Genomic DNA, 6817 nt, shown 5'->3' on the forward strand with positions numbered 1-6817 from the left:
CTATACAAGCAGGCCTGAACTCATTCTGGCTGGGGCCGGTCATTTAGGCCATGCGTTGGCAAAGCTCGCTGATTTCCTCGAATATCCTTATTGCATTGTCGATGATCGCGTTGGTTATTGTACGAAGGAACGCTTTCCTAATGCGACAAACCTTTTCGTTAACGAGGATATTGGAAAGGCTTTGCTCGCAGCCAATCTAAATGAAAAGTCATATGTGGTAATTGTTACAAAAGATTGTGATGATATTGTATTAAAAACGGCACTGCAATTTCCGATTGCATATGCTGGGATGGTCGCCAGTAAACGCAAGGTCATAAGCATATTTGAAAAGTTAAAAAGTGAAGGAGTCACGCAAGAAAAGTTGGAGCAGGTCCATTCTCCAATCGGATTGGAAATTGGCTCGGAAACATCAGAAGAAATTGCCATCAGTATTATCGGACAAATCATCAAAGTAAGCAAAGAAAAAAAGCCTGTAAAAGTGAAACAATTAAATAGATAAGTAGAAAGGTATAACACCTGAGGCAGATAAAGCTAAAATCAAAATGTTTAATAGACAATGGGGTCAGTCCCCGCTGTATTAAAGTATTAACTCAATGGGACTGACCTTTTTTCATAGGTAAAAGCTAGTAGCTGGCTCTTGCTCATCAGAGTGGGCTTTTTGTCGTTTTGATTCATTCATTTAATATGCATTGAAGAAGTTCCTGGATTTAGCGTAATTACTAATTTTATGAAACGAAGCATAACCCTTCCAAAAGGGTTTTGGAGGGTTATTTATCATAAGGAAAATGAAATTTTCAGAAAAAGATATTGACATCCCATTAGCTGGTTTAGCTGAAGATCAGAGCTGTTTTTAAGGCAGCTTTTTCTTATGCAACTATAGGTGCAGGATAGTGATATAATTAAAAACAACTTTTATACATTTGAGTTTTAATCTTAAAATAATTGGAGGATTTAGGATGTCAATAATAGATCATTTTATATAACGTAGTTTATTACTAATTAGAGGGCCTCCTAATAGAAATACGTATTAGAAATTAAATATTTAGGAGGAGAAAAAATGCGTTCAGAAAAAGAAATGATGGAATTGATATTACGAGTCGCCGAGAAAGATGAGAGAGTACGAGCTGTTGCAATGAATGGTTCTCGAACGAATTTTAATGTACCTAAAGATACTTTCAGAGATTATGATATTGTTTATCTTGTATCTGACTTTCAATCGTTTCTAATCAATCCTGATTGGGTAAATGTTTTTGGGAAAAGAATGATAATGCAAACACCAGAAGATATGGCAATGTTTCCACCTGAATTGGGTGGGAGATTCACCTATCTAATGTTATTTGAGGATGGTAATAGAATTGATTTAATGTTGATTCCGATTGAGGAAAAAGATATTTATTGCTCTGAAGATGGATTAACAGTTATTTTATTAGATAAAGATGGGGATATGCCTAAGCTTTCTGAACCAACAGATAAAAATTACTGGGTAAAAAAGCCTTCTGCTGAATTTTTTGCTGATTGTTGTAATGAATTTTGGTGGGTTTCAACTTATGTAGCAAAAGGGCTATGGAGACAAGAAATACTTTACGCTTATGACCACTTAAATAGTGTAAGGGAAATGTTAATAACCATACTTGAGTGGAAAGTTGGTATAGAAACCAATTTTTCATTGAGTGTGGGAAAAAACAGTAAGTACTTAAAGTGCTACCTTGATAACGACATTTGGGAAAGATTGATGAAAACATATCCTAATGGAGATTACGACCAAGTTTGGAATTCGTTGTTTGAAACAATTGACTTGTTTGAGCAAGTAGCTATTGAAGTAGCTAATATTCTCGAATATCAATACCCTTCTGAAGATGCGAATAAGGTAAAACAATACCTTACTAAAAATTAAACCCAATATTTGTGAAGGTATCCACTTCACTAAAAGAAAAAGGAGAGTGCATAGTATAAATGGCTATTATGTACTCTCCTTTATTTATTAAGGTTTTTTATAATTAGGTCTAGAAAACTTCAGCTCGGTTATGAAGCCACCGTCCTCGAAGGGTTGCCAAAACAAGTAGTCCACTGTGCGGTAAAAATGGCGCAATAGTTGAAAATCGTTATAAGCTGTCTGTAGCACTTTTTCGAATCGGAGAAAACATTTTATTCATAATAGTGAATAAATGAACCACTCTCCAGATGTAGTCCCCATCCTTCATAAAAGCGTTGGGTACGTTTGTTATCATTTGCAGTAACTCTCGAAATATAAGCATATACTTTTAAAAATGCACAAGGGGTTTATTATGATACTTATGGAATTACTGAAGGATAGTATCTTTAGGGGGAAAGTCTATGCAAACTTTGGAAAAATCAGTAATCGATGTTGGTATCAAACACCTGGTTCAGAAACGGATAGACCTATTCTAGGTGTAGTAATCTTTGAAAACGTAAGCGTTTTCCATTGTAGTGACAATGGGATGGATGGCATGTGTGGCTGTCATAATATCTGGCGTAGGCGGGGCCGATATCGGAAGAGGACTTATAGGAAATATCCTTTTTTAGCTGAATAAAATCATACATAAACCATAAAAGTGAAAGACGATAAACCCCTTGACTCCCAAGGGGTTTATTTTGATGTAACTGAGAACAACATGGCTAAGTTTCGTCGGAAAAACCAATAAAAAAGTAAAAAAACAATCGCTCCCTTTAAAGGAACAGCAACCATCTTCTATTAGCTGGCTTTAGTTGAAGAAGATTTGTTCCGCAACTCTCAAGTTATGACACTTAAAAGTTTAAATTCACCTCCTACAATCCCTTCAAAGCCGTCAATTTCATCTTTTGAATTCCCAGACCATTGCTAATCCTAAGCCAAACAACTATACCGCCTCTAGCAAAATAAATAAAAAACCATTTTCAAGAAAGGTTAGTTAGTTAATAGCATATGTTTTAGTGAAAGGATGTGATTGAATTATGGATCGGAGGAAATGGGGCGTTGGAGCATTAGTATTCGTTGGCTGCATGTTTCTTGGTGGAGGATTGGGCGCGTTGTTAGGGAGTTCCCAAATCGGATGGATGTTAGGAATGGGTGTTGGATTTCTTGGGATGGCTTTAACAAGACTAATTGGAAAATAATCGAACGGGCTTTCTCCTTCCAGTAGATAAGGCAATTTGCATTAAGTAATTACTTACATACTAGCCCACAAGCAGTAATCGTACTCATGCAAAGCCACTCTCTAACAGAAAGTGGCTCTTTTTGTTTGTAGTTAATTGTCCACATAATACTGGGAGGCAAATAGAAATATAGAGCCTACATAACGATTGCAAAGTTATGTCGGCTTATTGATTAAAACACGCTACGTACTAATCCACCGTCTATTCGTAATGCTGATCCATTAATAGCTGAAGAAAGTGGACTGCTTAAGAAAGTAACAAGGTGTGCAATTTCTTCGGGACGAATAAATCTTTCAATAATAGACGTTGGGCGATTTTCTTTCATAAATCGTTTTTCAGCTTCTTCTATGCTTAATTGTTCATTTGGATAAAGACTTTTTAGCATCGTCTCTACACCTTCTGTTAGAGTTGAGCCAGGCATGACTGTATTAACAGTGACATTTGTGCCTTTACATAACTCAGCTAAACTACGGGAAATTGACAATTGCATGGTTTTTGTTGCACTATAATGAGCCATTTCCTGAGAAGGCATAATAGCTGCTTCACTTGCAATAAAGATGATTCTTCCCTCTTTTTTTTGTATCATTTTTTTGAGGTAAGAGCGGGTTAATCGAACTCCACTCATGATGTTCACTTCAAATAATCGAAACCAATCTTCATCTGGTATATCAAAGTATTCAATGGGCTCAAAAATGCCAAGATTATTAATCAGAATATCTACTTCTGGATATTGTTCAATCATCTGTTGACATCCTTGTTCCGTTCCTAAATCATGAATAGCAGGTTGGAGAATGGCTTGAGGATATTGTGTTTGAATTTCTTTAATTGCTTGATGTACCTTTTCTTCCCGTCGTCCGTTAATAAGAACAGTGGCTCCCTCTGCTACTAATGTAAGCGCGCTAGAGCCTTGCCAATACAGCTGTCGATCCCGTGACAAGGGCTGTTTTTCCTTTTAAACTCAATTTCATCTAATTTCCTCCTATTTATATAAAACAAAACTGTTGGTTAGAAAGAGAAGGAGGTAAAAAGTAAACACATCTTGTTACTAGTTTAGATAAATCGCCTGTTATTATTCAGATAGGAGAGACAAATTGAATGCGTCTATCTCCTTCCACCTTATTTAAAAATCAAAATTGTCAGGGACTGGCCCTGCACGGTGGTTTTGATTCATTTTCTATAATGCGATGTTCTTTTGTTGATTTTGGAATGGTAATATGGGTTGTTAAGGAATAGACCGGAAGAGGCTGGCGACGGGTCGTTCCATCGCAAATGCCGAAATCAATCATTGGGACTGAAGTGATTAAACCGGTAACAGAGGCAGGAAAAATTGTCATTGCTTCTGGAGGCGGAGGCATTCCGGTGGTGAAACATGATGATGGGCAGACGGTTGGGATTGAAGCCGTAATTGACAAGGACCGAAGCGGATTTAAGCTCGCACAGGAAGTCGATACAGGTGTATTTATGATCCTAACCGATGTCGACGCGGCACTAAAAGGAGAACTTGGAACAAGAATTGTAAACAAGGAACTAATGAGACAATATCATAAGAGAATCGATGCCAGTCAATGCTCGTGTACATTTGTCGATGTATAGTGTATAGTAGATTTTCCAAGTTAGCCAATCGTTTTATAGAATTGAAAGAGCCGTGGCTTGTGTAAGCTGCGGCTTTTGTTCGCTTGGCAGTGCATCGCTCTATGGATGAAGGTCCCTAACATAATTTGAAATGATAGCTGATAGGTAGTGCAAGTATCCAAACCTGAAGAAAAGAAGTGAATTAAATGGCTGAGCCCTTAAAGGATCTATATAATGAAACGTTCATTCGTGATTTCGGTGAAAAAGTAAAGCGGGTCCATCCGTCCTTCACTACTGAATCGTTTGTAGAAGAAGTGATTGACGAGGATTGGGACGAGAGGAAGTTAAAAGAACGAATTAGACATATTTCGATTACCCTTGGAAAGCATCTTCCAAGTGATTATCACGAGGCTTTGGATATTTTATATCGAATGGATAAGGATTGTGAAGGGTTTAGATATTTATTTTTCCCGGACTTTGTCGAGGTACATGGATTGAATAAGAAAGATTGGCCATTATCGCTAGATGCGTTGGAGCGTTTTACTGCAAGGTCATCCTCCGAATTTGCCATCCGTGCTTTTATCTTGCGTGATCCCGTTTTAATGATAGAGAGGATGAAGGAATGGACCAATCATGGTGATGAGCATGTCCGCAGGCTGGCAAGTGAAGGATGCCGGCCAAGGTTACCATGGGGGCAAGCTTTACCGATGTTCAAATCCGATCCGGCACCGGTCTTGGAAGTACTAGAGAACCTGAAAAACGACCCGTCCCTATATGTTCGCAAAAGTGTGGCCAATAACTTGAATGATATTGCCAAAGATCATCCTAAAACAGTAATAGAAACTGCCAAGCGCTGGCATGAAAGCGGAGAGCCCAATACGATTTGGATTGTCCGACGGGGATGCAGGACTCTAGTTCGTCAAGGAGATCCAGAAGTCCTTTCATTATTTGGATACACGGATGTATTGAATGATCCGAATATCATTACAAACGCATTTATAAGAAATGAAGCTGACTCGATTTATATTGGGGAAACCAGTGAGCTTCATTTCGGGTTTCAAGTGCATACTGAGAAGACAGCGAAACTTCGCATTGAGTATGCCATCGATTTCGTAAAAGCCAATCAGAAAACGTCCCGGAAAATTTTCCTTTTGGCAGATAGGGATTTCTCGAATGGTGAAAGAGTTGAAAGAGTGAGGATTCACAATTGGAAAGACCTGACGACCCGTCGACATTATATGGGAATCCATCGAATAACACTCCTTGTGAACGGAGTCGAGGTTTCAGAAACGCATATCAAACTAAACGCTGAAGGATAACGGAACTTAAAAAGTATGGAAGTCCTTGATTAGTTACAGGAGTACCAGTACTTATAACTAACAAAAACGAGGAGTCCAGAGTTCCTCGTTTTTAATTCTTTCATGAAAGTGAAACATTGCAAATAACACATTAAAAATCAATCAAATCCAAAAAGTTGGATAGCTCCGATTGCTGCGCAAATTATTAATGAACAATGGTAAAACGATTATCACGGAACCAATTAACACAGGCGTAAATAAATAGCTCCAGCTATAATGACCTAGCATAACAACAAGTGGGTCTGCCCCTGCTGGCGGGTGCGTCGTTTTTGTCAGCATCATGACGGCAAATGCTAAACCCGCAGCCAAGCCGATCGCCCAAGGCTCATCGCCAAAAAAATGATAGGAGGCTAAACCTACGGATGTTGAAACGAAATGGCCGCCAATAATATTTCGTGGCTGTGATAACGGCGCGTTCCACAGACCGAACGCCAGTACACAGCTGGCACCAAATGGAGCCATTAACCACACTGCTGAAGTTATTTTTGTTAAAAGAATTAAAGCGAATATAGTTGAAAATCCCCAATCAGTCCCGTTATTGCGTCCTTAACATTTATCTGTAAAGGGCTTCTTCCTTTTCCCTTCATCTTCGTTAAATAACGTAGGTGAAAAAAACGTTTTTCTTTTTCCTTGCTACTGCTATACGGTCCAATGAACCCACTCCTTTTTATATAAGGCACCTTTCGTAAAGATTGTTGTTTTTAAAAACTAAACGATTTAAGGTTGATTGGAGC

4 protein-coding genes and 4 pseudogenes are annotated in these 6817 nt (G+C 38.3%); 5 read left to right on the top strand and 3 right to left on the bottom strand.

What is annotated here, in order from left to right:
• The 3 genes from ACFVSH_RS21220 to ACFVSH_RS21230 form a co-directional block, all read left to right on the top strand.
• The coding region (locus tag ACFVSH_RS21220; RefSeq protein WP_387707686.1) for an XdhC family protein at window positions 1-499 on the top strand (499 nt) is incomplete at its 5' end.
• Window positions 500-1057: 558 nt separating this feature from the next.
• Window positions 1058-1894, top strand: a complete 837-nt coding sequence (locus ACFVSH_RS21225) for an aminoglycoside 6-adenylyltransferase (protein WP_387707688.1) — start codon at window positions 1058-1060, stop codon at window positions 1892-1894.
• Window positions 1895-2952: 1058 nt separating this feature from the next.
• Window positions 2953-3114: a hypothetical protein gene (locus tag ACFVSH_RS21230; protein ID WP_387595284.1), complete on the top strand. Its 162-nt coding sequence runs from the start codon at window positions 2953-2955 to the stop codon at window positions 3112-3114.
• A 211-nt stretch (window positions 3115-3325) separates the two neighbouring features.
• Here the strand turns inward: ACFVSH_RS21230 and ACFVSH_RS21235 are convergent.
• Together ACFVSH_RS21235 and ACFVSH_RS21240 are read right to left on the bottom strand one after the other, a co-directional pair.
• Window positions 3326-4121: pseudogene (locus tag ACFVSH_RS21235) on the bottom strand (SDR family NAD(P)-dependent oxidoreductase).
• 152 nt (window positions 4122-4273) lie between these two features.
• Window positions 4274-4367: pseudogene (locus ACFVSH_RS21240) on the bottom strand (aldo/keto reductase); the annotation flags it as partial.
• Window positions 4368-4389: 22 nt separating this feature from the next.
• Here ACFVSH_RS21240 and ACFVSH_RS21245 point away from each other — a divergent pair.
• Together ACFVSH_RS21245 and ACFVSH_RS21250 are read left to right on the top strand one after the other, a co-directional pair.
• Window positions 4390-4632 (top strand): annotated as a pseudogene (locus tag ACFVSH_RS21245) (carbamate kinase); the annotation flags it as partial.
• Window positions 4633-4931: 299 nt separating this feature from the next.
• A complete protein-coding gene (locus ACFVSH_RS21250; RefSeq protein ID WP_387707690.1) occupies window positions 4932-6044 on the top strand; it encodes a DNA alkylation repair protein in 1113 nt (370 codons plus the stop codon).
• A 141-nt stretch (window positions 6045-6185) separates the two neighbouring features.
• On the opposite strand, the pseudogene ACFVSH_RS21255 reads toward ACFVSH_RS21250, so the two are convergent.
• Window positions 6186-6736 (bottom strand): annotated as a pseudogene (locus ACFVSH_RS21255) (HPP family protein).
• Window positions 6737-6817 lie beyond the last annotated feature (81 nt).

Source organism: Peribacillus sp. NPDC058002 (assembly GCF_042886655.1).
Taxonomy (GTDB): Bacteria; Bacillota; Bacilli; order Bacillales; family DSM-1321; genus Peribacillus; species Peribacillus aracenensis.